This window comes from Chromobacterium sp. FG22, from assembly GCF_057809415.1.
The window spans coordinates 23,837-49,308 of sequence record NZ_JBMDJX010000010.1 but is presented as its reverse complement, the minus strand read 5'-3'; the positions used below and the strand labels follow the sequence as shown (position 1 = coordinate 49,308).

27 protein-coding genes are annotated in these 25,472 nt (G+C 64.4%); all 27 read right to left on the bottom strand.

Annotated features, from left to right (window positions below; genetic code table 11):
• Positions 1–76: 76 nt before the first annotated feature.
• A complete protein-coding gene (locus tag ACODSD_RS11825) occupies positions 77–1,108 on the bottom strand; it encodes a substrate-binding domain-containing protein (RefSeq protein WP_488877449.1) in 1,032 nt (343 codons plus the stop codon).
• Positions 1,109–1,242: 134 nt separating this feature from the next.
• Entirely contained in the window at positions 1,243–2,181 is a 939-nt protein-coding gene (gene rbsB, locus ACODSD_RS11820; RefSeq protein ID WP_488877448.1) for a ribose ABC transporter substrate-binding protein RbsB, read from the bottom strand.
• Between the two features lie 234 nt (positions 2,182–2,415).
• A complete protein-coding gene (locus ACODSD_RS11815) occupies positions 2,416–3,354 on the bottom strand; it encodes an ABC transporter permease (protein WP_019099980.1) in 939 nt (312 codons plus the stop codon).
• A 66-nt stretch (positions 3,355–3,420) separates the two neighbouring features.
• Positions 3,421–4,914 carry a sugar ABC transporter ATP-binding protein gene (locus tag ACODSD_RS11810; RefSeq protein WP_488877447.1) on the bottom strand — a complete coding sequence of 498 codons (1,494 nt, stop codon included), beginning with the start codon at positions 4,912–4,914 and terminating at the stop codon, positions 3,421–3,423.
• 11 nt (positions 4,915–4,925) lie between these two features.
• Positions 4,926–5,324, bottom strand: a complete 399-nt coding sequence (gene rbsD / locus ACODSD_RS11805) for a D-ribose pyranase (protein ID WP_107799654.1) — start codon at positions 5,322–5,324, stop codon at positions 4,926–4,928.
• Positions 5,321–6,208, bottom strand: coding sequence for a ribokinase (locus ACODSD_RS11800; protein ID WP_107799655.1), 888 nt, complete (start codon positions 6,206–6,208; stop codon positions 5,321–5,323). Before ACODSD_RS11800 ends, rbsD begins: the two co-directional genes overlap by 4 nt.
• 297 nt (positions 6,209–6,505) lie before the next feature.
• The gene (locus ACODSD_RS11795) at positions 6,506–7,231 is read right to left on the bottom strand and encodes a YebC/PmpR family DNA-binding transcriptional regulator (RefSeq protein WP_107799656.1); all 726 of its coding nucleotides are present in this window, start codon (positions 7,229–7,231) and stop codon (positions 6,506–6,508) included.
• Between the two features lie 97 nt (positions 7,232–7,328).
• Entirely contained in the window at positions 7,329–8,105 is a 777-nt protein-coding gene (gene fliR / locus ACODSD_RS11790; protein WP_107799657.1) for a flagellar biosynthetic protein FliR, read from the bottom strand.
• A complete protein-coding gene (gene fliQ / locus ACODSD_RS11785) occupies positions 8,105–8,374 on the bottom strand; it encodes a flagellar biosynthesis protein FliQ (RefSeq protein WP_019099986.1) in 270 nt (89 codons plus the stop codon). The genes fliR and fliQ overlap by 1 nt, the downstream gene beginning before the upstream one ends.
• A 71-nt stretch (positions 8,375–8,445) precedes the next feature.
• Complete coding sequence (gene fliP, locus ACODSD_RS11780; RefSeq protein WP_488877446.1) at positions 8,446–9,192, bottom strand: flagellar type III secretion system pore protein FliP; 747 nt, start codon at positions 9,190–9,192, stop codon at positions 8,446–8,448.
• Positions 9,189–9,638 (bottom strand): flagellar biosynthetic protein FliO, encoded by a 450-nt coding sequence (gene fliO / locus ACODSD_RS11775; RefSeq protein WP_488877445.1) that lies wholly within the window; start codon positions 9,636–9,638, stop codon positions 9,189–9,191. Before fliO ends, fliP begins: the two co-directional genes overlap by 4 nt.
• A gap of 11 nt (positions 9,639–9,649) precedes the next feature.
• Entirely contained in the window at positions 9,650–10,030 is a 381-nt protein-coding gene (fliN, locus tag ACODSD_RS11770; protein ID WP_197083027.1) for a flagellar motor switch protein FliN, read from the bottom strand.
• A gap of 95 nt (positions 10,031–10,125) precedes the next feature.
• A complete protein-coding gene (gene fliM, locus ACODSD_RS11765; protein WP_048413985.1) occupies positions 10,126–11,127 on the bottom strand; it encodes a flagellar motor switch protein FliM in 1,002 nt (333 codons plus the stop codon).
• A 5-nt stretch (positions 11,128–11,132) separates the two neighbouring features.
• Complete coding sequence (locus ACODSD_RS11760; RefSeq protein ID WP_227107866.1) at positions 11,133–11,594, bottom strand: flagellar basal body-associated FliL family protein; 462 nt, start codon at positions 11,592–11,594, stop codon at positions 11,133–11,135.
• A gap of 166 nt (positions 11,595–11,760) precedes the next feature.
• Positions 11,761–12,702 carry a flagellar hook-length control protein FliK gene (locus tag ACODSD_RS11755; protein WP_488877444.1) on the bottom strand — a complete coding sequence of 314 codons (942 nt, stop codon included), beginning with the start codon at positions 12,700–12,702 and terminating at the stop codon, positions 11,761–11,763.
• A gap of 73 nt (positions 12,703–12,775) precedes the next feature.
• The gene (gene fliJ, locus ACODSD_RS11750) at positions 12,776–13,225 is read right to left on the bottom strand and encodes a flagellar export protein FliJ (protein ID WP_107799662.1); all 450 of its coding nucleotides are present in this window, start codon (positions 13,223–13,225) and stop codon (positions 12,776–12,778) included.
• Between the two features lie 9 nt (positions 13,226–13,234).
• Positions 13,235–14,629, bottom strand: a complete 1,395-nt coding sequence (fliI, locus tag ACODSD_RS11745; protein ID WP_227107860.1) for a flagellar protein export ATPase FliI — start codon at positions 14,627–14,629, stop codon at positions 13,235–13,237.
• Positions 14,610–15,437: a flagellar assembly protein FliH gene (locus tag ACODSD_RS11740; protein ID WP_107799664.1), complete on the bottom strand. Its 828-nt coding sequence runs from the start codon at positions 15,435–15,437 to the stop codon at positions 14,610–14,612. Before ACODSD_RS11740 ends, fliI begins: the two co-directional genes overlap by 20 nt.
• The gene (fliG, locus tag ACODSD_RS11735) at positions 15,418–16,416 is read right to left on the bottom strand and encodes a flagellar motor switch protein FliG (RefSeq protein ID WP_048413990.1); all 999 of its coding nucleotides are present in this window, start codon (positions 16,414–16,416) and stop codon (positions 15,418–15,420) included. The genes ACODSD_RS11740 and fliG overlap by 20 nt, the downstream gene beginning before the upstream one ends.
• Positions 16,409–18,103 (bottom strand): flagellar basal-body MS-ring/collar protein FliF, encoded by a 1,695-nt coding sequence (gene fliF / locus ACODSD_RS11730; protein WP_227107856.1) that lies wholly within the window; start codon positions 18,101–18,103, stop codon positions 16,409–16,411. Before fliF ends, fliG begins: the two co-directional genes overlap by 8 nt.
• Before the next feature lie 101 nt (positions 18,104–18,204).
• Positions 18,205–18,525: a flagellar hook-basal body complex protein FliE gene (gene fliE, locus ACODSD_RS11725; RefSeq protein ID WP_019099998.1), complete on the bottom strand. Its 321-nt coding sequence runs from the start codon at positions 18,523–18,525 to the stop codon at positions 18,205–18,207.
• A gap of 2 nt (positions 18,526–18,527) precedes the next feature.
• Complete coding sequence (locus ACODSD_RS11720) at positions 18,528–19,904, bottom strand: sigma-54-dependent transcriptional regulator (protein ID WP_107799666.1); 1,377 nt, start codon at positions 19,902–19,904, stop codon at positions 18,528–18,530.
• A gap of 22 nt (positions 19,905–19,926) precedes the next feature.
• Entirely contained in the window at positions 19,927–20,634 is a 708-nt protein-coding gene (locus ACODSD_RS11715) for a chemotaxis protein CheB (protein WP_107799667.1), read from the bottom strand.
• Positions 20,635–20,704: 70 nt separating this feature from the next.
• The gene (locus tag ACODSD_RS11710; RefSeq protein ID WP_488877443.1) at positions 20,705–21,202 is read right to left on the bottom strand and encodes a low molecular weight protein-tyrosine-phosphatase; all 498 of its coding nucleotides are present in this window, start codon (positions 21,200–21,202) and stop codon (positions 20,705–20,707) included.
• A gap of 129 nt (positions 21,203–21,331) precedes the next feature.
• Positions 21,332–23,557: an ATP-binding protein gene (locus ACODSD_RS11705; protein ID WP_227108577.1), complete on the bottom strand. Its 2,226-nt coding sequence runs from the start codon at positions 23,555–23,557 to the stop codon at positions 21,332–21,334.
• A 5-nt stretch (positions 23,558–23,562) separates the two neighbouring features.
• Positions 23,563–24,072 (bottom strand): putative pterin-binding protein, encoded by a 510-nt coding sequence (locus tag ACODSD_RS11700; protein WP_474453737.1) that lies wholly within the window; start codon positions 24,070–24,072, stop codon positions 23,563–23,565.
• An 11-nt stretch (positions 24,073–24,083) separates the two neighbouring features.
• Positions 24,084–25,301, bottom strand: a complete 1,218-nt coding sequence (locus ACODSD_RS11695) for an EAL domain-containing response regulator (RefSeq protein ID WP_253314449.1) — start codon at positions 25,299–25,301, stop codon at positions 24,084–24,086.
• Between the last annotated feature and the right edge of the window lie 171 nt (positions 25,302–25,472).

The following is a 25,472-nucleotide window of genomic DNA, read 5'->3' as shown; positions in this document are numbered from 1 at the left end:
CTGGCGAAGCGGCAGCAAACCCCAGGGTCTGTTGAGCTTTGTTTTTCCGCCGGGGAAAAACAGAGTTCAACAGAGCCTAATCCGGCCAGCGCCGGTGCAGGCTGGCCGGCACCAGGGCCTCCGGCTCGGTCAGCGTCCGCCCTTCCAGCAGAGCCAGGGCCAGGTCCAGGCTGCGCGCCGCCATTTCGCGGCTGTCCTGCACGATGGCGTCGACGCGCAGCGGCAGGCAGTCCAGCAAGGAGTGATCGTCGAAGGTCAGCAGGCGCAACGGCGCGTTGGCCAGGCCGCAATGCTGATTGAGAAAGGCCAGCGCGCCCTCCAGCAGCGACACCGAGGCGGTGAACAAAGCCTGAGGCAGGCGTTGATGCTGTTGCCGCCATTGCTGCATCAGTTCGAAACCGGAACGGCGCAGGTAATCGCGATGGCACACCCAGCCCGGCCCTTCCTCAACGCCGTGAAGCGCCAAGGCCTGACGATACCCTTGCAGACGGTCGCGGCTGGGCGACAGCTCGGGCTGGCCGCCGAAGAACACCACTTCGGACACGCCCTGCTCCAGCGCGTCGCCCACCAGGCGCTCCACGCTAGCGCAGCCGTCGGTCACCACCGACGGGATGCCGCTGCCGTCCACCCGGCGGTCGACGAAGACCAGCGGCAACCGCCGCACCCATTTCTGGTAGGACTTGGCCTCGTGCGTGCACGGCACCACGATCATCGCGTCCACCTGCCGCGCCGCCAGATGCGCCATCACCTCGGCCTCGCGTCGCGGATCTTCGTCGCTGGTCACCAGCAGCATCTGGTAATCGCGCTGGCGGCACAGTTCCTCCATCGCCTGGGCCAAGGCCGCGTGGGCGGAGTTGGTCAGGTCGGGAATCACCAGCCCCACCGAGTTGCTGCGCCGCGAGCGCAAGGAGCGCGCCGACTGCGACGGGTTGAAATGCTGCTCGCGCGCCACCTTCTCCACCCGCTCCACCGTGGCCCGGGAAATGCGGTAGCGCTCGGCATGGCCGTTGAGCACCATGCTGGCGGTGGTGCGCGACACGCCGGCCAGTTCGGCGATGTCGTCTATGGTCAAACGCTTGTAGCCGCTCATCGACAGCCTATTCCTCATGCGGCGGCGCCATGCCGCCGCGGACTCGATTGCAAAACAGCCCCGGCCTGCGCAAGCGCGGGACGGGGCCGCCGATTGCCGGCCACCTTACCTCAAGCCGGCCCTCATCGCCAGAGCGAGACCGGTCTTCAGGCTTACTGCTTGACCAGGTTCAAGGGCACCGGGATGAATTTCTCCACCTGCTGGCCGTCGATCAGCTTCTTGGCGGTCTGCACGCCGTACTGGCCGATCAGTTCCGGCTGTTGCTGCACGGTGGCGGCCAGGCCGCCGGCCTTGACCGAGGCCACCGCGTCGGCGGTGGCGTCGAAGCCCACCACCACGACGTTCTTCAGGCCGGCGGCCTGGATCGCCTTCAAGGCGCCCAGCGCCATTTCATCGTTGTGGGCGAACACGCCCTGCACGTCCTTATTGCCCTGCAGGATGTTTTCCATCACCGACAAGCCCTTGGCGCGGTCGAAATCGGCCGGCTGCTTGGCCACGATCTTGACGTCGGCCTTGCCGTCCGCCACCGCGTGGAAGCCCTGACCGCGCTCGCGGGCGGCGGAGGAGCCGGGGATGCCTTCCAGTTCCACCAGCCGGCCCTTGCCGCCCAGCTTCTGCAGCAGGAAGTCGGCCGCCATCTTGCCGCCGGCCACATTGTCGGAGGCGATGTGGGCGCTGACTTCGGCGCCGTTGACGCTGCGATCCAGCGACACCACCTTGATGCCCTTGCTCACCGCTTCCTTCACCACATTGGCGACGGCGGAGGAGTCGGTGGGATTGATCAGGATCACGCTCACCTTCTTCTGGATCAGATCCTCCACGCTGGCCTGCTGCTTGGCGGAATCGTCCTGCGCGTCCACGGTGATCAGGCGCACACCCTCCTTGGCCGCCTCGTCTTCCGCGCCCTTGCGCAGCGAGACGAAGAACGGATTGTTCAGCGTGGACACCGCCAGGCCCACCACCGGCTGGCCGGCGGCCGCGGCCGGCGCGCTGGCGCCGGACGAGGCGCCGTCGGCCGGACCCTGCTTGGTGCAGGCGATCAGACTGGCCGCGATGACACTGAAAACCAAAGGCTTGATTAAGCGTTGCATATCGGAACTCCCCCTAGTGTGATGAAAGCGCTGCATATTGAAACTCCCCTAGTGTTATGGTCGCTTGCGCTGTTGTCCCGCCGCTGGCGGGCCGCGCTCTGAACCTGTTCACGATCTGTCACGCATCGACGACACGGCCTTAAAACGGCTTCAGAATGCTGGTGCGACATGATGCGCGCGCCGCACCCTCAGCCTTTTTCGTCTCGTCTCGCTCGCGAGATCGTGAAAACGTGCTTACTTCTTGCCGCTGCGGTCCAACAGCACCGCCAGCAGAATCACCACGCCCTTGATCACCTGCTGATAGAAGGACGATACGCCCAGCAGATTAAGGCCGTTGTTCAATACCCCGATCAGCAAGGCGCCGATCAGCGTGCCCACGATCCAGCCGCGGCCGCCGGTCAGGCTGGTGCCGCCCAGCACCACCGCGGCGATGGCGTCCAGCTCGTAGCCGGCGCCGGCGGTGGGCTGCGCCGAATTCAGCCGCGAGGTCAGCACCGCGCCGGCCATCGCCGACAGCGCGCCGGACAAGGTGTAGACCCAGATCTTGACCCGGTCCACCTTGACGCCGGACAGCCGCGCGGACTCCTCGTTGCCGCCGGTGGCGTAGACATGGCGGCCGAAAACGGTTTTCTTCAGCATGAACCAGAAGCCGGCGAACATCAGCAACATCCACACCACCGGCACCGGCACCACGCCGGCCACATAGCCGCCGCCCAGCATGGAGAACATATCGCTGCCGAAGCCGGTGATCGGGCTGCCGTTGGACGCCACCAGCGACAGGCCGCGCAGAATGGTCATCGACGCCAGCGTGGCGATGAAGGGCGCCACCTTGCCCTTGCTGATCACCAGACCGTTGCAGCAGCCCATCAGCGCGCCGGACAGGATGCCCAACAGCGTGGCCAGCAGCGGATCGACGCCGGCTTGCAGCAGCATCGCGGTCAGCACCGACGACAAGGCCAGGATGGAACCCACGGACAGATCGATGCCGCCCAGCAGGATGACCAGGGTCATGCCGAAGGCGATCAAGGCGTTGATGGAGACCTGGCGCATCACATTGAGCAGATTGCCCATGGTCAGGAAGTCGGCGCTCATCACCGACAAGCCGGCGCAGATCGCCAGCAGGGCGATGAAAGGCCCGAGTTTTTGCAGCGTTGCTTTTTGTTGCGGGGTCATCTTGCTTACCGTTTCCCTTGCTTGCGCCCGATGGGCGCGACCTGAATATTCAATGCGCGGCGACGCTCAGTCCGCCGTCGCGCCGGCCGCCGCGGCCATGATGTCTTCCTGCGTCGCCGCGCCGGCCTCGAACAGCCCGGCCCGGCGCCCCTCGTGTATCACCAGGATGCGGTCGCTCATCGCCATCACTTCCGGCAATTCGGACGACACCATGACGATGGCCGCGCCGGCGGCGGCCAGTTGATTGATGATGTGGTAAATCTCGGCCTTGCCGCCCACGTCGACGCCGCGCGTCGGCTCGTCCAGCAACAACAGCTTGGGCGGCTCCGCCAGCCACTTGGCGAACACCACTTTTTGCTGATTGCCGCCGGACAAGGATTTGACGTCCAGTTCCGCGTCGCGGGTGCGGATGCGCAATTGCTCGATCAGCCGTCGCGCCTCCTCGTTCTCGGAACGGCGGTTCACCACCCCCAGCCGCGCGTGGCGGCGCAGATGCACCAGGGTGGCGTTCTCCCGCACCGACATGCCCAGCACCAGGCCCTGGCTCTTGCGGTCTTCGGTCACGTAGGCGATGCCGGCGGCGATGGCGTCGCCGGGCCGGCGGATGTCCAGCTCCGCGCCGTCCAGCCTCACCCGCCCCTGCCGACGCGGCCGGACGCCGAACAAGACATTGAGAATCTCGCTGCGGCCCGCCCCCATCAAACCGGCCACGCCCAGCACCTCGCCGGCGCGGACCTCGAAGCCGATGTCCCGGATGCGGCCGTCGTCGGCCAGTCCTTCCACTTCCAGGCGCACCGCGCCGGGCGCGGACGCGCGCTTGGGAAAACGGTCGCCGATCTCGCGGCCCACCATCAGCCTCACCACCTCGTCGAAATCAGTGGCGGCGATCTGACGCTCGCCGACGAAGCAGCCGTCGCGCAGCACGCTGATCTTGTCGCAGACGCGGAAGATTTCCTCCATCCGGTGCGACACGTAGACAATCGCCACGCCGCGCCGCTTGAGCTGCTCCATGAAGACGAACAAGGCTTCGATCTCGCGCTCGGTCAAGGCCGCGGTCGGCTCGTCCATAATCAGCACCTTGGCGTTCAAGGACATGGCCTTGGCGATTTCCACCATCTGCTGCTGGCCGATGGACAGCTTGCCGGCCTCCGCCTCCGGGTCGATCTGGCCGGCGCCCAGCTGCTGCAAAATCTGGCGGGCCTCGCGCCGCATGCCGGCGCGCCGGATCACGCCGAAGCGGCTATGCTCGCGCTCGCGTCCCAGAAACAGGTTTTCCATCACCGACAGCTGCGGAATCAAATTCAGTTCCTGATGGATGATGGCGATGCCCTGGGCTTCGGCCTCGGTGGTGGAGCGTATCGTCGCCGGCCGGTCGTTGAGCAGAATCTCTCCGGCGTCGGCCTGATGGACGCCGGACAGAATCTTCATCAAGGTGGATTTGCCGGCGCCGTTCTCGCCCATCAAGGCATGCACTTCGCCGCCCGTCACAGTGAAATCCACCGCCTCCAGCACCTTGACCGGGCCAAAGGCCTTGCTGATGCCGCGCATGCTTACCTTCATCGCCCGTCCCTTCAAAAGATCACGCCGGAATACAGGATCACATTGGCGTACGGCGTGCATTCGCCGGTGCGGATCACCGCCTTGGCCTCGCGGCAGCGGCGCTTGAACTCCTCGTGCGGCGCGTATTCCACCGCCACGCCGTGCGCGGCCATATCGTTGGCCAGCACTTCCACCGCCGGGCTGTGCTGCAGGCATTCGGAGGCGAACAAGGCCCGCTCCGCCTTGAAGTCCGCCAGGATGGAGTCCAGCACGCTGGGAAACTCCGGCACGCCCAGGCGCAGGCTCAGGTCTATGCATTCGACGCCGGGCGGAATCGGCAGGCCGCAATCGGCGATCACCAGACTATCGGTGTGGCCCATGCCGGCCAATACCCGCGCGATGTCGCGGTTCAGATGTCCCAGCCGCTTCATGCCTGTTCCTTCAGCATCTGTTGCAGCGCGGCCAGCGTCGGCATGCCGCTCTGCGCGCCGGATCGCGTCACCGACAGCGCGGCCGCGGCGCAGGCCAAGGCCATCGCCGCCTCGAGGCCCTGCGGCCAGAACGCGGCCAAGGCGCCGTTGAAGGTGTCGCCGGCGCCGGTGGTGTCCACCGCGGACACCACGAAGCCGGCTTGATGATGCAGGCTGCCGTCGGCGCGGCAGAAATAAGCGCCGTCCTTGCCGCGCGTCATCGCCACCCGTCCCGGCAGTTTGCGCATCAGCGTTTGCCAATCGCCCTGCTCGTCCAGCGCCTGCGCCAGCTCGTGTTCGTTCGGCGTCAACAAGGCGGTCCGTTCCAGCAGGCTGGACGGCAAGGGCCGGGCCGGCGCCGGATTCAGCAAAAAGGGCTTGCCGTGGCGTTGCGCCAGCTCGGCCGCGCGCTCCACCGTGGCCAGCGGCACCTCCATCTGCGCCAGCACCACGTCGGCGTCGCGGAAGGCTTGTTCGTCCTGATCCAGATGCTCCGGCAGCAACTGATGGTTGGCGCCGGGCACCACCACGATGGCGTTGTCGCCTTCGGCCAGGGTAATCGTCGCCAGCCCGGTGGCCACGTCCGCCTCGCGCAAGCGGCCGATGTCCACGCCCTCGGCCCGCAAGGTCTCCTTGAGCTGGGAGCCGAACATATCGCGGCCCACGCAGCCCAACAAGCTCACCTGCGCGCCCAGCCGCGCGGCGGCCACCGCCTGATTGGCGCCCTTGCCGCCCGGATAGGACGCAAAGCGCTTGCCAAACAAGGTTTCACCCAGCCGTGGATAGCGCTCCGCTTCCACCACCAGATCCATATTGACACTGCCCACCACCAGGACCCGGGTCATAGTTTCCTCATCGTGATCAAACGACGCCGCGGCTAGCCCGGCGGCGCCAATTGCTAAAACGTAATCAGCTGACGCTTTATAGCAGAGCCGCCCACGCGCCGGAAGCGATAAACTCAATCTGTTCAGCAAATGCAACAGTCCGCGCCAAGCCCTTCGGCGGCGCTTGACGCCGGGCGAGCTTCAATGTAGCGGCAAAACTACAGACGGGCCGCGCCGCCCGGACGCAAAAAAAGCTCCCCTGGGGGAGCTTTCTTTTTCCTGCCGCCGCGGGGCCTGTGGCCTCCCCGCGTCCGCGTCTTACTCGTCCAGCACCGCGGAGGTGTAGACGTCCTGGACATCGTCCAGGTCTTCCAGCGCGTCCAGCAGCTTCTGCATGCGCGCGGCGTCGTCGCCGGACAGTTCGGTCTCGTTCTGCGGCTTCATCGTCACTTCGCCCATCTCCGCCTTGAAGCCCTTGGCTTCCAGCGCGTCCTTAACGTCGGAGAACTCGTACGGACCGGTGATCACTTCGATGGAGCCGTCGTCATTGGCGACCACGTCCTCCGCCCCGCTTTCCAGCGCGGCCTCCATCAAGGCGTCCTCGTCCACGCCCGGCGCGAACACCAGATAGCCGCAATGGCTGAACTGGAAGGACACGCAGCCGTCGGTGCCCATATTGCCGCCGTACTTGGAGAAAGCGTGGCGCACGTCGGCCACGGTGCGGGTCTTGTTGTCGGTCAGACAGTCCACCATCACCGCCGCGCCACCGATGCCGTAGCCCTCGTAGCGGCATTCCACGTAATCGACGCCGTCCAGCTGGCCGGTGCCGCGCTTGATCGCGTTCTCGATATTGTCCTTGGGCATGGACTCGGCCTTGGCCTTGTCCACCGCCAGGCGCAGGCGCGGGTTCATATTGGTGTCCCCGCCGCCCATCTTGGCCGCAACGGTGATTTCCTTGATCAAGCGGGTAAAGATCTTGCCACGTTTGGCATCCTGACGACCTTTGCGGTGCTGGATGTTAGCCCATTTACTGTGACCTGCCATAGTTGCCTCTGTCTGTTGTCCGGTCCACTGCGGACCTTTCAGTCAAAATTGGCGCTTATTTTAGCAGAACTTGAATCTGGACAGGAATGGCGGCCGCCTACTTGGCCTTGAGCATGGCCAGCATCATCTCGAAACCGGCCTGGTACATCTGCTCCAGCACCGGCACCATCATCGGCAAAGTCAGATAGATGCTGATGAAACCTATCATCAGGGTCAGCGGAAAACCGAAAGTGAAGATGTTGAACTGCGGCGCGGCGCGGGTCATCACCCCGATCGCCAGGTTGGTGATCAGCAGCGCCGCGATCACCGGCATGGCCAGCCAGACGCCCCACTCGATCAGATGGCCGCCCCACAGGGCCAGCGCCTTGATGCCCTGGTCCGGCATGCTCATGCCTATCGGCAGCACCCGGTAGCTTTCCACCAGGGTGGACAACACCACCTGGTGGCCGTCGAAGGCCAGAAACAATAGAAAGGTGAACAGGGTCAGCAGCTGCGACACCACCGGCACCTGGGCCGAGTGCATCGGGTCGAAGAACATGGCGAAACCCAGGCCGGTTTGCGAACCCATGATGAAGCCGGCCACTTCCACCGCGGAAATCACGATGCGCATGACGAAGCCCATCGCCAGGCCGATCAACAACTGCTGCAACAGGATGGCGATGCCCTCGGCCGACACCAGCGGCACCGCGGGCAGCGGCGGCAGCAAGGGCGCCAGCATCACGGTGAGGATCAGCGCGAAGCCGGCCTTGAAACGGCGCGGCACGCCGCGATAGGCGAACACCGGCTCCACCAGCAGCAGGCCGACGATGCGCGCGAACGGCCAGACAAACATGGCCACCAGCGCGTTGATCTGCGCGTCGGAAATACTCAGCATCAGCCGATCACGTGCGGAATGCTCTGGAACAGCCGCGTGGTGTACTCGATCAGCGTGTTCAACATCCACGGCCCGGCCAGCACCAGCACCAGGAACATCGCCAGCAGCTTGGGAATGAAGGTCAGCGTCATCTCGTTGATCTGAGTCGCCGCCTGCAGCACGCTGACCAGCAGGCCCACCAGCAGCGACACCAGCAACACCGGCGCCGCGACGATGATCAGGATGTACAGCGCGTTCTGCACGATATTGATGATCAGCTCCGGACTCATGCCGCCCGCTCCTCGCCTAAAACGCCGGGCCCAACCCGGCGACGTTTCCAGTCACAAGCCATCATGCCGCCTCAGCCAGTATAGAAGCTCTGCACCAGCGAGCCCATCAGCAAGGTCCAGCCGTCCACCAGCACGAACAGCATCAGCTTGAACGGCAGCGAGATGGTCACCGGCGACACCATCATCATGCCCATGGCCATCAGGATGCTGGCCACCACCAGATCGATGATCAGGAAGGGAATGAACACCATGAAGCCGATCTGAAACGCGGTTTTCAGCTCGCTGATCACATAGGCCGGCACCAGGGTCTTCATCGACACGTCGGCCTTGGTTTGCGGCTTTTCCGATTGGGAAATCTCGATGAAGAAGGCCAGATCCTTCTCCCGGGTCTGGCGCAGCATGAAGGCCTTCATCGGCTTGCTGGCCTCGTCCACCGCCTGTTGCAGCGTGATCTTGTCGTCGGAGAACGGCACCCAGGCCTTGGCGTAGACCTGATCGAAGGTCGGTCCCATCACGAACAGGGTCAGAAACAGCGACAAGCCGACGATCACCTGGTTGGGCGGCGACTGCATGGTGCCCATCGCCTGGCGCAGCAAGGACATCACGATGATGATGCGGGTAAAGGCCGTCATCATCAGCATCATCGCCGGGATGAAGGTCAGCCCGGTCATGAACAGCAACATCTGCAGGCTGAGGGAGTAATTCTGCCCGCCGCCGGCCGCCGGCGTGCTGCTCATCATCGGCAGGCCGCCGGCCGCGTCCGCGATCAAGGGCGTCGCCAGCAAGGCCAAGACGCCGTATCGGAGACAGCGCTTCATCGCGGCCCCGCCTTGTCCTTGCGGTTCTTGTCCATCGCCGCCTTCAACCAGCGCGCAAACGGCTCCGCCGCCGGCGCGACCTCGGTTTCCGCGCCTTCCGGCCGCGGCAGCTTGCTCAGCAGATTGACTTGCTGCGGCGTCACGCCCAACACCAGCCACTCGCCCTCCAGCTCCACGATCACCACGCGCTCCTTGGGCCCCACCATGGTGCCGCTCACCACCTTCAGGCGGTTGGACGCGCCCAGCATGCCGCCGGACAGCCGTTTGAACAGCCAGGCCATGCCGACAATGGCGCCCAGCACCACCGCCAGGCCGAACAAGACCTGCAGCAAACTCATGAACGGCGACGGCGCGGCCGCCGGCGGCGCGGCGGTGGCCGCGGCGGCCAGACCGGACGCCGCCAAATAAAAAGCGCCCTGCACTGCACGGCGCGTCATCGCAAACATGGCTGACCTCGTCATTTTTGCAGGCGGCGAATGCGCTCCGCGGGCGTGATGATATCGGTCAGCCGGATGCCGAACTTGTCGTTGACCACCACCACCTCGCCCTGGGCGATCAGGCAGCCGTTGACCAGCACGTCCATCGGCTCGCCCGCCATGCCGTCCAGTTCCACCACCGAGCCCTGCGCCAATTGCAGCAGGTTGCGGATGGCGATCTTGGTGCGGCCCAGTTCCACGGTCAATTGCACCGGGATGTCCAGAATCATGTCCAGATTCTGCGGCACGCCGGCGCCGGACGTGCTCGCGCCCAGCTCCTGGAACAGGTTCTGCGCCGGCACCGCCTCGGGAGCCGCGTCCACCACTTCCTGCTCGGCCATCGCGGCCGCCCAGTCGTCCATCGATATCTCTTCCTCGCCGCCGGCCCCGCCGGCGGCTGCCGCGGCGGCGGCGGCTTCGGCCTCCATCTGCGCGGCTTGCAATTCTTCTTCGCTCATTACTCTTTATCCCCCAGAGGCTCGTGAAAATCATTCGCGCCGGCCAACACTTGCTCCACCTTCAGCGCATAGCGCCCCTGCACGGTGCCGTAGCTGGCTTCGAACACCGGAATGCCCGACACATCGGCCTCCACCCGTTCCGGAATCTCCAACATCACCACGTCGCCGTTCTTCAAATTCAGAATCTGACCCAAGGTCACCTTGGTCTGGCCCAAGGTCGCCACCAGCTCCACTTCCGCCGCCTGCACCTGATGCGTCATCAGGTTGACCCAGCGGTTGTCCACCTCGGTGCGGTCCGCCTGCATGGTGCTGGACAGCATGTCGCGGATAGGCTCCACCATCGAATACGGCAGACAGATATGGAAATCGCCGCCTCCGGCGCCCAGTTCGATATGGAAGGTCATCGCCACCACCACCTCGGTGGGCGTGGCGATGTTGGCGAACTGGGTGTTCATTTCAGAGCGCAGGTAGACGAACTCGATCGGGTGCACCGGCTCCCAGGCCTTCTGGCATTCGACGAACACCACGTCCAGCAAACGGCGGATGATGCGCTGCTCGGTGGGGGTGAAGTCGCGGCCTTCCACCCGCACATGGTAGCGCCCGTCGCTGCCGAACAGATTATCGACGATCAGAAAGACCAGATCCGGGTCGAAAATCAGCAGGCCGGTGCCGCGCAAAGGCTTGACGTGCACCAGGTTCAGGTTGGTGGGCACCACCAGGTTGCGGATGAACTCGCTGTACTTCTGCACCCGCACCGGCCCAACCGAGATTTCCGCGTTGCGGCGGATGAAGTTGAACAGCCCGATGCGCAGATTGCGCGCGAAACGCTCGTTGATGATTTCCAGCGTCGGCATCCGGCCGCGCACAATGCGCTCTTGCCGGCCGATATCGTAGCCGCGGACGCCCTGCGCGTCCCCACCGCCGCTGTCATCCTCATCCTCCCCGGAGACGCCCCTGAGTAGGGCATCTACCTCTTCCTGGGAAAGAATATCGTCGCCCATGCCGCTTACTGCTTCTGGATGATGAAGGAGGTGAAGAGCACGCTTTCCACCGGCTGCTCCTCGCCGGCGTCCATCGACTCATTGATGATCTGCTTGACCTGGGCTTTCAGCCGCACCTTGCCGTCCGGCGTCGCCAGCTCGACCGCGGACTTGGACGACAGCAGCAGGATCAGCGCGCTGCGAATCTTGGGCGCGTAATCGGTGAATTTCTTTTTGGCTTCCTCGTCGGCCAGCTCCGCCTGCATGTCCACTTGCAGCAAAGAGCCGTCGTTGCCGGCCAGATTCACCACGAAAGTGTCCAGCTTTTCAAAGATCGGCGGACCTTCTTTTTTCTTCTTGGGTTTTTCCTTGGTCTGCTCGGCATGTTCGCCGGCCGCCGCCGGTTTATTCATATTAGTGAACATGTAAGCGGCCAAGCCCCCCACCGCGGCCAACACCAGAACCAGCAACACAATGACGATCAGCATCAATTTGCCGCCGCCCCCTGCTTTTTTCTCTGCTTTTTCCGCTTTTTTATCTTCTGCCATATACCTGCCCTGTTCACTGGGTGTTCATAGTGAAATCTTAAACGATTTCTTCACTATATTTTCTAATTTTAGATGCCAATTGAACAGGGGAGATTATCACAAATGATCAGGCGAAAATGCTGAGAATGCCTCGAGCGGCCTTGATGCTGCTCAATGCATCCATCGGCTCGGGCTCAGCGCTCTCGTTCTCGCGCTGCGATTGTCCGCGCTGAAACGCCTGCTGTTGCTGTCCGGATTGTCCGCTGGACACTTGCGCGTCGGTCAGCTGAATGCCGCCGGCGGCCAGCATGGAAGACAGACGGTGCATATTGTTTTCCAGCGCTTCGCGCGTGGCTGGCACCGCCGCGGCGAACAATACCTGGGCCTGGTCGTTGCCGTTCATCTTCAGCGTCACCTCGATCGGCCCCAATTGCGGCGGATTCAGCTGGATCTGCGCCTTGTCGGCCTTGAGGCTGACCATGCCCATCACCTGCTCGCTCATCGCCTTGGCCCAATTGGGATCGGTCACCGGCTGCTGCACGGTGAACACCGGCGTGGGCGCCGTTTGCTTGACCGCCAGCTGTTCATGCCCCTGGAGCGGCAAAAACTGCGGCAGGACCTTGCCGTCTTCCGGCAAATTTTGCTGCGCCTGCAGGGGCAGGTTGCGGGTCTTGCCAAGAGCGGCAGGCAGGGTCGCGGCGACGTCCGGCTTGAGATCCACCGGCTTGGCGCCGGTCGGCAAATCGCCGCTGGCCCGCGGCGCGGTCATCGCCTGCTGCTGGGCGGGCTGCTGCGCGGCGGCCATCAGCGGCATGCCCGGCAAGGGCGTCGCCTGCGCCTGGCCGTCCTCGCCCTTGGCCGGCTTATCCTTGTCCAGGCCTGCGTCCGCCAGCGGATCGGCGTTGGCGCCCGGCAGGAAGGAGCTACCCAGGGCGCTCATCTGCAGACCCAGCAGGCTGGCGAACAGATCGCCGGCGCCGGTATCGCCGGCAGTGGCCAGATTGCCGCCCGGCATATTGGCTTTGCCGCCGACCGGATTGGCCGCGGCTGCGTTCACAGGTGTCGTCATGGCCGACTCTCTACAAGTAAGACGCAGACAATAAAGCAACTAGCGTGCCAAGCGCCGGCCGTTGAGCAAGACCTTACTCCTCACCGTGGGTGCTGTCCCAGAAACGCCGGGTGGCGAATTCGTCGCTGGCCTTTTGCTGCAGCCGCGCCTCGCGCACAGCGGCGCGCTCCTGCTCCCGCTGCAGCAGTTTTTCATAGGCCTTGAGCTTTTTGTATTCATGCTGCCAGGCCTGACGCTCCAGCAAGAAACGCTGGGTGCAGCGCTCCACCTCGCCCTGCTGTTGCACCATGGCCTCGTCCAGACGGGCGAGAAAACGCTGGAAATCCTGATACTGCAAAGCGCTGATGCCCTGAGCGCCGCGGCTGGTCAGCCGTTGCCGGTACTCGCCGCGAAACGCGTCCAGCTGCTCCTGACGCGAACGGGCGTCCGCCAGACGGCCTTGCGCCAGCCGCATGCGTTCGGCGGCGGCCTTCTGCTTGTCCTCGGCCAAGCGAATCAACAACAGGTATTTGCTCTCCGCCACGGCTCAGCCTCAGGACAACACGCCCTGCAATTGTTCGCAGCTGGACGGAAAATCCTGCGACTCATGCATAGGCTGGGTCAGAAAACCGACCATGGGCAGCTGACGCCGCATCGCCTCGTCCAACACCGGATCCGAGCCGGGCACATAGGCGCCGACGCTGATCAGATCGCGGTTGCGCTGATAGCGCGAATACAGCTGCTTGAATTGCCGGGCCAAAGCCATCTGCGACTGCGGCACCACGTCCACCATCACCCGGCTGATGGACTGCTCGATGTCGATGGACGGATAGTGGCCGGATTCGGCCAGTTCGCGCGACAGCACGAAGTGGCCGTCCAGAATGGCGCGCGCCGAGTCCGCGATCGGATCCTGCTGATCGTCGCCCTCGGACAGCACCGTGTAGAAGCCGGTGATGGAGCCGCCGCCCTCGGCGGCGTTGCCGGCGCGCTCGATCAATTGCGGCAGGCGCGCGAACACCGACGGCGGATAGCCCTTGGTCACCGGCGGCTCGCCGATGGCCAGCGCGATCTCGCGTTGCGCCATCGCGTAACGGGTCACCGAGTCCATCAGCAGCAATACGTCCAGGCCCTGGGCGCGGAAATACTCGGCCAGCGCGGTGGCGTAGGCAGCGCCGTGCAGCCGCATCAGCGGCGGCATGTCCGCCGGCGCGGCCACCACCACCGAGCGGGCGATACCCTCGTCGCCGAGAATGTTTTCGATGAAGTCCTTGACCTCGCGGCCGCGTTCGCCGATCAGGCCCACCACCACCACGTCGGCCTTGGTGAAGCGCGCCATCATGCCCAGCAACACCGATTTGCCCACGCCGGAGCCGGCGAACAGGCCCAGACGCTGGCCGCGCCCCACCGTCAACAGACCGTTGATGGCGCGCACGCCGACATCCAGCACATCGCGCACCGGCGATCGGTCCAGCGGGTTCATCGGCTGGCTGTGCAAGGGAAACCAGGCGTCGGGGTGAATGTCGCCCTTGCCGTCCAGCGGCCGGCCCAGCGAGTCCAGCACCCGGCCCAACAGACTGAGCCCCACCGGCACCATGCGGCCGGACGCGCCGTCGCCGGCGGCCTGGGCCCGGGTCTTGCCGAATTGCGGCGGGTGCTGCGGCGTCAGCGGCATCACCGGCGTGCCCGGCAGCAAGCCATGCACATTGCTCAGCGGCATCAGAAAGACTTTGTCGCCGGAGAAGCCCACCACCTCGGCTTCCACCAAGCGCTTATCCGCCAGGGCCACCTGGCAGGCGCTGCCCACCGGCAGCTTGAGGCCCACCGCCTCCATCACCATGCCGGTGACGCGGACCAGCTTGCCGCAGGGCTGCCACAGCTTGGCGGCGCGCGCGCTGTCCGCGCAATCGCGCAGCCAGGCGCGCTGGCGCTCAATCAGCGGCGGGCTCATCGTCCATTCCCAAGGCTTTGCGCATGGCGGCGATGCGGGTGTTCATGGTCAGATCCAGCCGCAACGCCGCGGTGTCTATCACGCAGCCGCCGCGCTCCACTTCCGGATCCTCTATCCATTGCCACTGGGTTTCCGGCGTCTCCTGGGCCAGAAACTCCCGCGCCACGGCCAGATCCGCCGGGTTCAAGCGCAGCCGCGCCTGAGCCAGCGTGGCCGGCAAGTCCTCCAGCGCCTCGCGCAGCAACTCCTGAATCAACAAAGGATTCTGCCGCGCCAGCCCATGGCTCAGCTGGCCGGCGAGCTCCAGCGCCAGCGCCAGCCAGTCCGCCGACAATTCGGTTTCAAAACGGGAAATATCTTGCGCCAGCCCTGCCGCCAGCGCTTGCAGCGGCTGCCAGGCCGCAGCGAAGCGGGCCTCCTGCTCGGCGCGCACCTCGGCCAGACCCTGCTCGCGCCCGGCGGTCAAACCTTCTTGATAACCGGCGGCGCGGCCGGCTTCCTCCCCGGCCTCATGACCGGATTGCCAGGCTTCCTGATGGATGGCTTCCAGCTCCGCCGCGGTGGGATAACCGCTGACCGCGCGCTCGTTTTCGGCCCCGCCGGTTTCCGCTTCGGGCTCGGCCGGGGCCGGCTCGGCGGCGGACTCCGCCTGCGCCTGCTCCTGCTGGCGGCGGCGCTGCTGCGCCAGCTCCATCAGTTGCACCGGCGTCAGTCTCTGGGTCAGGCCGTCCAGCGCGTTGGGACTCCAACTGCTCCAGCCCTCCAGCTCCTCGCCGGGGATGATGGGATTACTCGACGAGACCTTCATCACCGCCCTTGCTGCCTAGCACGATCTGGCCGTCGTCGGCGAGCTTGCGCACCACCTTGAGGATTTCCTTCTGCTCGGCCTCCACTTCGGACAGCTTGACCGGCCCCTTGGACTCCAGGTCGTCGCGCAGCATTTCCGCGGCCCGCTGCGACATATTGCGGAAGATTTTGTCCTTGAGCTCGGCGCTGGTGCCTTTGAGCGCGATGACCAGAGAATCGGACTGCACTTCGCGCAGAATGGTCTGGATCGAACGGTCGTCGATTTCCAGGATGTTCTCGAACACGAACATCTTGTCCTGAATGCGCTGAGCCAGTTCCGGGTCGTACTCGCGGATGTAGTTTAGCGCGGCGGCCTCGACGTTGGAGCCCATGAAGTTGAGGATTTCCGCGGTCAGGCCAATGCCGCCGGCCGCGCTCTTCTTGATGCGGTCGGAACCGGACAAGAGCTGGGTCAGCACGTCGTTCAGTTCGCGCAGCGCCTGCGGCTGCACGCCCTCCAGCGTGGCGGTCCGGATCAGCACTTCGTTGCGCATCCGCTCCGGGAAGAAGGACAGAATGGAGCTGGACAGATCCGGCTCCAGATGCACCAGAATGGTGGCGATGATCTGCGGGTGTTCGTTGCGGATCAGGTCCGCGGCGGAAGAAGGGTCCATCCACTTCAGGCTTTCGATGCCGCTGTGGTCGTTGCCCTGCATGATCTTGTCCAGCAGGTTGGCCGCCTTGTCCGGGCCCAGCGCCTCGATCAGCACATTGCGCAGGTATTCGTCGGACGCGCCGATGCTGGCGCGCGCCGCGCACTCGCCCTTGAACTCGCTGACCACCTCGTCGATCTGTTCGTAGCTCAGATTATTGATCGCCGCCATCGCCAGCGAAATTTTCTGCACCTCCTTGGGACCGAGGTATTTGAACACCTCCACCGCCTCGGCCTGCCCCAGGCTAAACAGCAACACCGCGCTTTTGCGCACTCCGTTCTCACTCATCGGCGCTTATCCATTCCTTGATGATCTGGGCCGCCATGCGCGGATCGGATTTCACCATTTCACGCACCGCTTCCAGATTGGTGGTGTATTGCCGCATCTGCGCTTCGCGCGGATCGCCGCCGCCCGCGGCGCCGCCGGCGTGACCGGCCGCGCCCTCCTCGCCTTCTTCTCCGGCCACGCCCAGCAGGCGGCCGCCCGCGGCGGCGGCCTGCGCCGCGGCCTCTTCTTCGCTGCCCTTGGCCGGCGCCGGCGGCTTGACCAGATCGCGCATGATGGGCCGCACCACGCCGAACAGCAGGTAGAGCACCGCGATGGTCAGCAGGCCGTACTTGATCAGGCTGGAGCCGTTGCTGGCCACGTAGTCGGTGACTTTTTCCTGCAGCGTCGCCGGCACTTCGGCGTCGGCGAAGGCGGCGTTGACCACGTTTAGGGTGTCGCCGCGCTGGGTGTTGAAGCCCATCGCCTCCTTGACCAGATTATTGATCTGCTGAACCTCCTGCGGGGTCAGCGGCGTCGGCTTCATTTCGCCGTTCTTGTCCGGCATGCGCCGGTAATTGACCACCACGGCGGCCGATAGGCGCTTGACGCCGCCCTGCGGCATCTTGGTGTGCTGGATGGTCTTGTCGACTTCGTAATTGGTGGTGATGTCGCGTTGCAGCGTGCCGGACGCGCCCATGGTCTGGCCGGACAGCGTGGCGGTGCCCGGCGCGGCGCCCGGCGGCAAGGTGATCGGAGCGGAGGCGGCCGACGGCGGCTGATTGGACAAAGCCCCCGGCACGCCGGACGGCAACGCCGCGCCGTTGTTCAGTTTTTCGCTGATCTGCTGGCTGCGGGTGGAGGACGGATTGGGGCTGGAATTGGGCTTGAAGGTTTCCGAGGTCTGCTCCACCTCGGCGAAATCGACGCTGGCGGTGACCTGGGCGCGAGAATTGCCCTTGCCGAAGATCGGCTCCAGGATATCTTCGATGCGCTTGACGTAGCCCTCTTCCACCTGGCGCACATAGCCCAGCTGGCGCTGATCCAGGCCCGAGTTCTCGTCCGGCCCGTTCTGTTTGGACAGCAGATTGCCGTCCTGATCGACGATGGTGACGTTCTTGACCGGCAGATTGGGCACCGAGCTGGACACCAAGTGCAAAATGCCGGCGATCTGCCCGGCGTCCAGCATGCGGCCGCGGAACAGGCTCAGCATCACCGAGGCGGTGGGCTGCTGCTGTTCTCGCACGAAGACGCTTTGCTTGGGAATGGCGATATGGACGCGGGCGGTCTCCACCGAGCCCACCGCTTCAATGGTGCGCGCCAGCTCGCCCTCAATGGCGCGCTGGTAATTGACTTGCTCGGCGAACTGGCTGATGCCGAACTTCTGATTGTCCATCAGTTCGAAACCGACGCCGCCGGCCTTGGGCAGGCCTTGCGCCGCCAGTTTCAGGCGCGCGTCGTAGACCTTGTCCGAGGGCACGGAGATGGTGCCGCCCTCGCCCAACTGATACGGCACGTTCATCTGCTGCAGCGAAGCGGCCACCTGCCCGCCGTCGCGGTCGGAGATATTGGAGAACAGGACTTTATAGCTGGGCGTGCGGTTCAACACCACCGCGCCCACGATAACAGCGAAAATGGCGGCTACCGCCGCGAGGAACAGGACTTTTTTATTGTTGGGAAGCGCTTTGAAGCGATCGGACGCTTCATTCATGCGGCTTCGCCAAACGGGCGTAGCGTTTTCTTCTGCCAGGTCAGCCATACAGTGGTTTTAGGTTCGAGCCCACCGCCGCCGGCTGGTCGGGTCCGGCAGCGCTAGACTTGGGTATTCATGATTTCCTGATAGGCGGTGACCAGCTTGTTGCGCGCCTGAACCATGGTCTGGAACGACAGGCTGGCTTTCTGCAGCGACACCATCACGTCCTGCAGGTTGACCCCCTCGTCACCCAATTCAAATTGCTTCTGCATCTCCTGCGAAGTCTGCTGCGCCGAATTCACCTGCTCCAAGGTGGACTTTAGCACAGCGGAGAAGTCCACCTGGGACGCTTCCGGGGCCGTAGCGGCGGGCTTGCCCGCGGCCAGGGCCGAGGCGGTGCGCAGCTCGCCCAACAGTTGATCGATATTTGGCACTGACATGGTTACTCCAAGCCATTTCCATCTGGAACCTCCTGACATCCGTCGGCTGCGTCTTCATCACGGTAACGCTGCAATTTATAGCGCAAGGTGCGCTCGCTGATGCCCAGTTTTTCCGCGGCCAGCTTCTTGACGCCGCCCACTGCGGTCAAGGTTTCCAGAATATGGCGTTTCTCTAGCGTTTTCATGTCGGTTTCATCCGACACGGAATAGTCTTTTTCAGACGCTGTCCGGGTAACCTGAGCCGCGCCGGAGTCGTGATCCAGCAGCAGGTCGGCGGCAAAAATTTCCGCCCCGGCGGCAAGAATCACCGCCCGCTGCACCACATTCTCCAGTTCGCGGATGTTACCCTCCCAACTATAGGCCGTCAAATGACGTTCCGCATCCTCGGACAGGATCAGATTGCCTCTTCCGGCGGCCTCTGCGTACTTTTTAAGCATGATTCGTGCCAGCGGCAGAATATCGTCGCGTCGTTCGGCCAGCGCGGGAATGCGCATCGGGAACACGTTCAAACGGAAATACAGGTCCTCGCGAAATTGCCCCGCGTCCACCGCGGCCTGCAAATCGCGGTTGGACGTGGCCAGCACGCGGATGTCCAGCTTCAGGGTGCGCGTGCCGCCGACGCGCTCCACTTCCCGCTCCTGCAGCACGCGCAGCAGCTTGGCCTGCAGCGACAACGGCATCTCGGTGACTTCGTCCAGCAGGATGGTGCCGCCCTGCGCCTGTTCGAACTTGCCCGGCAAGGCCTGGGCCGCGCCGGTGAACGCGCCGCGCTCATGGCCGAACAAGGTGGACTCCAGCAGGTTTTCCGGGATCGCCGCGCAGTTGACCGCGACGAAAGGCCCTTCGCAGCGCTTGGAGTGCCGATGGATGTAGCGCGCCAGCACTTCCTTGCCCACGCCGCTGGGGCCGGAGATCATCACGCTGACGTCGCTGCCGGCCACGCGGCCGGCCAGCGCGAACAGCTGCCGCATCGCGGCTGACTCGGCCACCACCTCGCCGCTCGTCTCGCTGGGCATGCGCAGCAAATGCTTTTCCACTTCGGCGATCAGGCTGGCCGGCTCGAAAGGCTTGAGCAGGTAATGCGCGGCGCCCGCGCGCAGCAGTTCAATCGCCCTTTCGATGACGCCGTAGGCGGTCATCAGGATGAAGGGCACGCCGGGATAGCGTTTTTTCGCTTCCTCGAACAACGCGTAGCCGTCCATCGGCGCCATCTGGGCGTCGGATACGATCAGCCCCACCGGGGCTTCTTTCAATTTGGCCAGGGCCGCGGCGCCGTCGCCGGCCTCCAAGGTGGGATAACCGGCCAGGCTTAGGGTGTCGACGATGGCTTCGCGCAGGTCCGCGTCGTCTTCCACCACCAGAATAGGGAGATACTTCATGTCTTCTTGTTCTATCAGAGGGTTAAGCCGAGCCGCCGGCTTGTTGTTGCTTTTGCGTGGCCAGCACCGACAAACGCGTGGCGATGCTTTCCAAGGCCAGCACTTCGTGCGCGCCGCCCATGGCAATGGCCTCCTTGGGCATGCCGAACACCACGCAGCTGGCTTCGTCCTGGGCGATGTTCCAGGCGCCGGCCTGCTTGAGCTCCAGCATGCCACTGGCACCGTCCCGCCCCATGCCGGTCAGGATCACGCCGATGCAGTTCTTGCCCACCAGATTGGCGGCGGAGCGGAACAGCACGTCCACGGACGGGCGATGCCGGTTGACCGGCGGCCCGGCGTGCAGGCCGATGGCGTAGCCTATGGTGGGCGCCGGCTTGATCAGCAGATGGGAGTGGCCGGGCGCAATGTAGACGGTGCCGTTTTGCAGCCGTTCATTGTCCTCGGCTTCCTTCACCGTCAGCTTGCACAAGGTGTTCAGCCGCGTGGCGAAGGAATGGGTGAACATCTCCGGCATATGCTGGGTAATCAGGATGGGCGGCATCGAGACCGGCAGCGCGGTCAGCAAGGTGCGCAGCGCCTCCGTACCGCCGGTGGAAGAGCCGATGACGATCACCGCCTGGCTGGCCAAGGGCACTTTGCCGGCCTGCTTGGGCAAGATAATGTCGGCGTTGTGGCTGGGCACTACGTCCAGCGGCTTCTTGGCCGCGTTTCCCCTCGTCAGCTGCCCCATACGCGTCCTTGGCTTTCTCTGGTTATTGTAAAAACAGCCCGCGCGCGCGGCGCCGCCGCGTCAAACGGCTTCATGGCGCCGGCTCCGTTTCAGCGTCCGCGATGCGGGCCAGCCAGGCGTCGCAAGCCGCCTCCACCAGATCCAGCACGGTGTCGAAACCGCCTGCGCCGCCGTAATAGGGATCGGGCACGTCGCGGGCGGCGCCGGACAGCGGCTCCAGCAGCAAATGCAGCTTGCCCCGATAGGATGGCGGACATTGGGTATTTAACAAAGCCAAATTTTGCCGGTCGGCGGCCAAAATCCAGTCGAAACGCTCGAAATCGCGCGCCTCCACCTGTCTTGCCCGCAAATCGGACAGGTCGTAGCCGCGACGCAGCGCCGCCTGACAGGTGCGCCGGTCCGGCGCTTCGCCGACATGGTAGCCGTGCGTGCCCGCCGACTCCACTTCAATCCGCGCCTCCAGGCCCTCGCGCTTCAGCTTGGCGCGCATCACCCCTTCCGCCGTTGGCGACCGGCAGATGTTTCCCATGCAAACAAATAAAATGGACAAGCAATCGTTTTGGCTCATGGACGGCTTCGGCTCTCTATTTTTATTCAGTATGGGATTCAGGCACCCACTCGCCCCGATCTTATCACTTCCGCCGCCGGCTACGCGCCCGCGAGAAAGGCGCCGGCTATTTTCCCTCCGCCCCCGCCGCTAACGCAGCGCCGGCAAATCCATGCCGGCCAGATAGCCGGCCGCGATGCAGGCGCTGCGCGTCGAGTCGAATAGCAGGCCCACTCTTTCCGCCTCGTCGGCCAAGCCCTCCTCCGCCGCCAGCGCCAAGCGCTCCAGCCCGGCGCAGGATCCGCCCAGCGCGCTGAAGCCCAGGGTCAGCGCGGCCCCCTTCAGATTGTGCGAATGGCGTCGCACCTGATCTCTCTGACCAGCCAGCGCGGCGGCCAGCAGCTCGTCGACCCGGCCCACCTTGCCGGCGAAGAATTGCGCCACCAGCTCCCGGTATTTTTCCAGGGTCAGCATTTCGGTCATTTTTTCGATCATCGCCACGTCCAGCAAGGCCGGCAGCAAGGTGGGCTCGGCGTTCGGCTCCCGCGCCGGCCCATTGCCGAACTGACGCTCCAGCATGGCGTGAAACTCCGTCACATGCAGCGGTTTGGCCAGGAAATCGTCCAGGCCGCCGGCCAGAGCCTTGTCCCGCGTTTCCGCGAGGACGTCCGCCGTCAGCGCGACGATCTTCATCCCCGGCGTCATCGCGCGCTCGCGCAAATGCCCGGTCGCCTCGATGCCGTCCATCGCAGGCATGTGCAAGTCCATCAAGACCAAGTCGAAGGGCTGCCGGGCGGCCGCCTCCACGGCTTCCGCGCCGTCCTGGATCACGGTGACCAGATGCCCTTGCTTTTGCAGCATCGCCTGCATGTATTTGCGGTTGATCGGATTGTCGTCCACCACCAGGACGCGCAGCTGACGCTCCAGCCCCGCCGGGTCCGCTTCCGAGCCCGTCTTGGCCCGGCCCTCCGGCGCGTTCATCGCCTGCAAAGGCAGCGACAGCACGAAGACGCTGCCGGCGCCCAGCGCGCTGTGCACGGTGATGTCGCCACCCATCAGCTGCGCCAGGTTCTGGGAAATCTCCAGCCCCAGGCCGCTGCCGCCGTACTGACGCACGGTGGAGCTGTCGCCCTGGGAGAAACGCTTGAACAAGCGCGCCAGCGTGGCGTCGTCCATGCCGATGCCTGTGTCCCGGACCGTGATCCGCAGCACGGCGCCGGCTTCCGCGCCCGATTCCGCGGCCTCCGCCTGTATGGTCACCGCGCCGATCTCGGTGAACTTGATCGCGTTGCTAAGCAGATTGAGCAGGATCTGCCGCAAGCGGGTGGGATCGCACAACACCCATTCGGGCACGTTCAAATCCAGCGCCATGCGCATGGCCAGCCCTTTGGACACCGCTTGTCCGCGCATCAGGCTTTCGCATTGCAGCAGCAGTTGCCGCAGATTGCACACCGTGGGCAGCAGATCGAGCTTGCCCGATTCCAGCTTGCTGGCGTCCAGCACGTCGTTCAACAGGGCCATCAGGTGGCGGGCGGATTCTTCGGCGGTCTTGATGTAATCGGCCTGCACCGGCGTGGGATTGCAATCCCCCAGCAAGGAGAGCATGCCCAGCACGCCGTTGAGCGGGGTGCGGATTTCATGGCTCATATTGGCGAGAAACACGCTTTTCGCCATGCTGCCGGCCTCGGCCTGAACCCGGGCCTGCTCCAGCACGTCGGTCAGTTCCTCCAGTTCGTGGCGCCGGCGTTCCAGTTGCCGCAGCTGCCGCACCACGATGGTGGCGAAGCCCAGGATCAGCGCCCATTCGAAGGCCATCAGCCAATTGCTGACCACGATGTGCTGCTGCATGCTTTTATTGCGCGCGTCTACCTGTTCCGCCATGCGCTGGTTGGCCACCAGCGACAGGTCGTGCAGCGGACCGCTCAGCAAGTCCAGTTCGGTGTCCAGCCGCCGCAGGCCGTCCAGTTCCAGCTCCGCGCCGGATTGGCGGCCGAAATAGGCGTCGGCCTTGCGGATGAAGGCGTCCAGTTTGGGCCGGGCCTGCTGGTATTCCTGGGTGCCGTCCAGCAGGCTGGAATACAGGCCGTGGTCGACCACGCCCACGCGGCTGACGAAGATGTCGTAGCGCTCCTGCAGTTCGGCCCGGTCCTGCTCATGGTTCAGCACATGTTCTATCGTCGTCTGCAGCCGCATCGATTCGGTTTCGAGCTGAAAGTAGGCCCATACGATATTGTCGCCTTCGTAGCGCGCCGCGGTGTTCAGCATGTCCGCCTGCCGCACCTGGATATAGGCCACTCCGGCGAACACGCAGGCCAGCGTCGCCCCGATCAAGATCAGGCTGCGCCAGGCGGAATAGCTTCGCTGCGGCGTCTTCATCGCGCTCAATGCACCTGCAGGGATTTGAGTTGCCAGGCGGAACGGTTGTAATACAGCTCCGAACGCAGCTCTTCTTGCGAATCGTAGGGGTAGACGATGAACAAGGGCCCTTTTTCCCGCACCGGCATCGGTTTGCCGTTCATCTGGGTCGCCAGGATCACGTCGAAGCGGCTGGCGTCGTCAAAGGGGATATCGGTCTTGTAGTCGTTCAGCGCCACCGCTTTCAACAGTTTGCCGTGGGCGCCGGCGGCGGCCAGCACGTCGCGCAGCAAGGGCCCCGAAAAGCGGGTCAAGCCCGGATACCACGGCGTGTGGGTGCTGAAACTGCGCTGAGGCAGTTTGGCCAGCATGGCCATGTCGAAGGCGGCGACGTCGCCCTGGTTTTTTTGGCCGACGTTGCCGCTGATCACCAGCACCGCCTTGCCGGCGGGCTTGGCCAAAGCGTCGGCCGCCGCGGCTAAGGGCGCCGCGGCGGCCAGGCCGAGCAGCAACAACAGGATTCCAAGTCGTTTCATGGTTTTCTCGCTTAGGTGTGCGCTGCAATGAATACCCAATCCCGCGCCGACTGCGGCACGCCTCCGCCGCAATTCGCCAGCCACTCGGCGAAGGAGGCCTCGTCCACCGGCGGGGAGATCAGGGAACCTTGGGCCGCCGATACGCCGAATGCCTGGCACAAGCCCCACTCGGCCTCGGAAGCCACGCCCTCGGCCACCACTTTCAAGCCCAACCGGCGGCCCAATTCCACGCTGGCCAGGAAAATGGAGCGGTTGGTGGCGTTGCTCGCGGCGTCGATGACGAAGCCCTTGTCGATTTTCAATTCGGTGAACGGGATGCGCGCCAGCCGGTCCATGCTGGCGAAGCCGGTGCCGAAATCGTCAATTGCCAGGCCGGCGCCTTTCAGACGCAAGCGCGTCATGATTTCCAGCGCCGAGGCCGGGTCCGCCATCACGCCGCTTTCCGTGACCTCGAACGTCACCCGGGACATCTCAAGATCGGCTTCGTTCGCAATCGCAACCAAAGCAGCCACCAGACTGGAGTCCTTCAGGGATTGCATGGAAAGATTGACCGACATGTCCAGACGCTGCCGCCCGTCCAGGCGTTTGAGCGCTTGCGACGCGTCCGCGAACAAACGCTTGGTCATCTGCGTGATCAGGCCGCTTTGTTCCGCCAGTTCGATGAACTGCAACGGCCCGAGCAAGCCCAGCTGCGGATGCAGCCAGCGCGCCAGCACTTCCACGCTCAACACCCGGCCGCTGGCCACATCCACCTGCGGCTGAAAAAACGGCACCACCTCGCCGCGCTCTATGCCCAGGCGCAGTTCCTCGCTGTTGATCCGTTCCAAAGGCAGGCACACCGCCTCCCCGGGCGCGACGGGCGCGGCCAGCATCGCCAGCAATTGCTCCGGATCCACCGGCTTGGGCAAGACGCCGCACAAACGCAGCGCGTACATTCGCGCCAGATCCGCCACGCTGTCCAGCACTCTTTCGTCGAAACCGCTGGTGATCAGCAATTTGCCGCAATAAGCCCTCTCGCCCAAATGACGCACGAACTCGACGCCGTCCATGCGCGGCATGTCCAGATCGCAAAAAATCAGATCAAAGGCCCGGTCGCCGGCATCCAGCTGCATCAGCGCGTCCAGGCCGTCGACCGCCTCGGAAATCTTGCCCATGCCCAGCTGCCGCAATACCGCGGTCAGGAATTGCCGGGACACGGCTTCGTCGTCAACCACCAAGATTTGCGGCATCGTCTCCCCCATCTAGCCCATCTCGTGCTGGCTGTTTTCACTATCGACGCCGGCTGCGAGCTTCCGCGACCGCGCCCCGCCGCGCTGTGCTTGGCCGCGCGGCGGTCCGGATCTCGTTTTTGCCCCTGTAGTATCTAAATAGCCCGCCGCCTTCGTCTTTTCCAGCCGGCG

Coding starts and splice junctions, on each gene's coding strand:
- fliN (WP_197083027.1), bottom strand. CDS start 10,030: ATGGACGACTGGGCGGCCGCGATGGCCGAGCAGGAAGTGGTGGACGCG.
- rbsB (WP_488877448.1), bottom strand. CDS start 2,181: ATGCAACGCTTAATCAAGCCTTTGGTTTTCAGTGTCATCGCGGCCAGT.
- fliR (WP_107799657.1), bottom strand. CDS start 8,105: ATGCTGAGTATTTCCGACGCGCAGATCAACGCGCTGGTGGCCATGTTT.
- ACODSD_RS11740 (WP_107799664.1), bottom strand. CDS start 15,437: ATGAAGGTCTCGTCGAGTAATCCCATCATCCCCGGCGAGGAGCTGGAG.
- rbsD (WP_107799654.1), bottom strand. CDS start 5,324: ATGAAGCGGCTGGGACATCTGAACCGCGACATCGCGCGGGTATTGGCC.
- fliF (WP_227107856.1), bottom strand. CDS start 18,103: ATGAATGAAGCGTCCGATCGCTTCAAAGCGCTTCCCAACAATAAAAAA.
- ACODSD_RS11695 (WP_253314449.1), bottom strand. CDS start 25,301: ATGCCGCAAATCTTGGTGGTTGACGACGAAGCCGTGTCCCGGCAATTC.
- ACODSD_RS11800 (WP_107799655.1), bottom strand. CDS start 6,208: ATGACCCGGGTCCTGGTGGTGGGCAGTGTCAATATGGATCTGGTGGTG.
- ACODSD_RS11815 (WP_019099980.1), bottom strand. CDS start 3,354: ATGACCCCGCAACAAAAAGCAACGCTGCAAAAACTCGGGCCTTTCATC.
- ACODSD_RS11715 (WP_107799667.1), bottom strand. CDS start 20,634: ATGGGGCAGCTGACGAGGGGAAACGCGGCCAAGAAGCCGCTGGACGTA.
- fliI (WP_227107860.1), bottom strand. CDS start 14,629: ATGAGCCCGCCGCTGATTGAGCGCCAGCGCGCCTGGCTGCGCGATTGC.
- ACODSD_RS11710 (WP_488877443.1), bottom strand. CDS start 21,202: ATGAGCCAAAACGATTGCTTGTCCATTTTATTTGTTTGCATGGGAAAC.
- ACODSD_RS11755 (WP_488877444.1), bottom strand. CDS start 12,702: ATGACGACACCTGTGAACGCAGCCGCGGCCAATCCGGTCGGCGGCAAA.
- fliG (WP_048413990.1), bottom strand. CDS start 16,416: ATGAGTGAGAACGGAGTGCGCAAAAGCGCGGTGTTGCTGTTTAGCCTG.
- ACODSD_RS11700 (WP_474453737.1), bottom strand. CDS start 24,072: ATGAAACGACTTGGAATCCTGTTGTTGCTGCTCGGCCTGGCCGCCGCG.
- fliE (WP_019099998.1), bottom strand. CDS start 18,525: ATGTCAGTGCCAAATATCGATCAACTGTTGGGCGAGCTGCGCACCGCC.
- fliM (WP_048413985.1), bottom strand. CDS start 11,127: ATGGGCGACGATATTCTTTCCCAGGAAGAGGTAGATGCCCTACTCAGG.
- fliQ (WP_019099986.1), bottom strand. CDS start 8,374: ATGAGTCCGGAGCTGATCATCAATATCGTGCAGAACGCGCTGTACATC.
- ACODSD_RS11825 (WP_488877449.1), bottom strand. CDS start 1,108: ATGAGGAATAGGCTGTCGATGAGCGGCTACAAGCGTTTGACCATAGAC.
- ACODSD_RS11810 (WP_488877447.1), bottom strand. CDS start 4,914: ATGAAGGTAAGCATGCGCGGCATCAGCAAGGCCTTTGGCCCGGTCAAG.
- ACODSD_RS11705 (WP_227108577.1), bottom strand. CDS start 23,557: ATGAAGACGCCGCAGCGAAGCTATTCCGCCTGGCGCAGCCTGATCTTG.
- ACODSD_RS11760 (WP_227107866.1), bottom strand. CDS start 11,594: ATGCTGATCGTCATTGTGTTGCTGGTTCTGGTGTTGGCCGCGGTGGGG.
- ACODSD_RS11720 (WP_107799666.1), bottom strand. CDS start 19,904: ATGAAGTATCTCCCTATTCTGGTGGTGGAAGACGACGCGGACCTGCGC.
- fliO (WP_488877445.1), bottom strand. CDS start 9,638: ATGTTTGCGATGACGCGCCGTGCAGTGCAGGGCGCTTTTTATTTGGCG.
- fliP (WP_488877446.1), bottom strand. CDS start 9,192: ATGAAGCGCTGTCTCCGATACGGCGTCTTGGCCTTGCTGGCGACGCCC.
- ACODSD_RS11795 (WP_107799656.1), bottom strand. CDS start 7,231: ATGGCAGGTCACAGTAAATGGGCTAACATCCAGCACCGCAAAGGTCGT.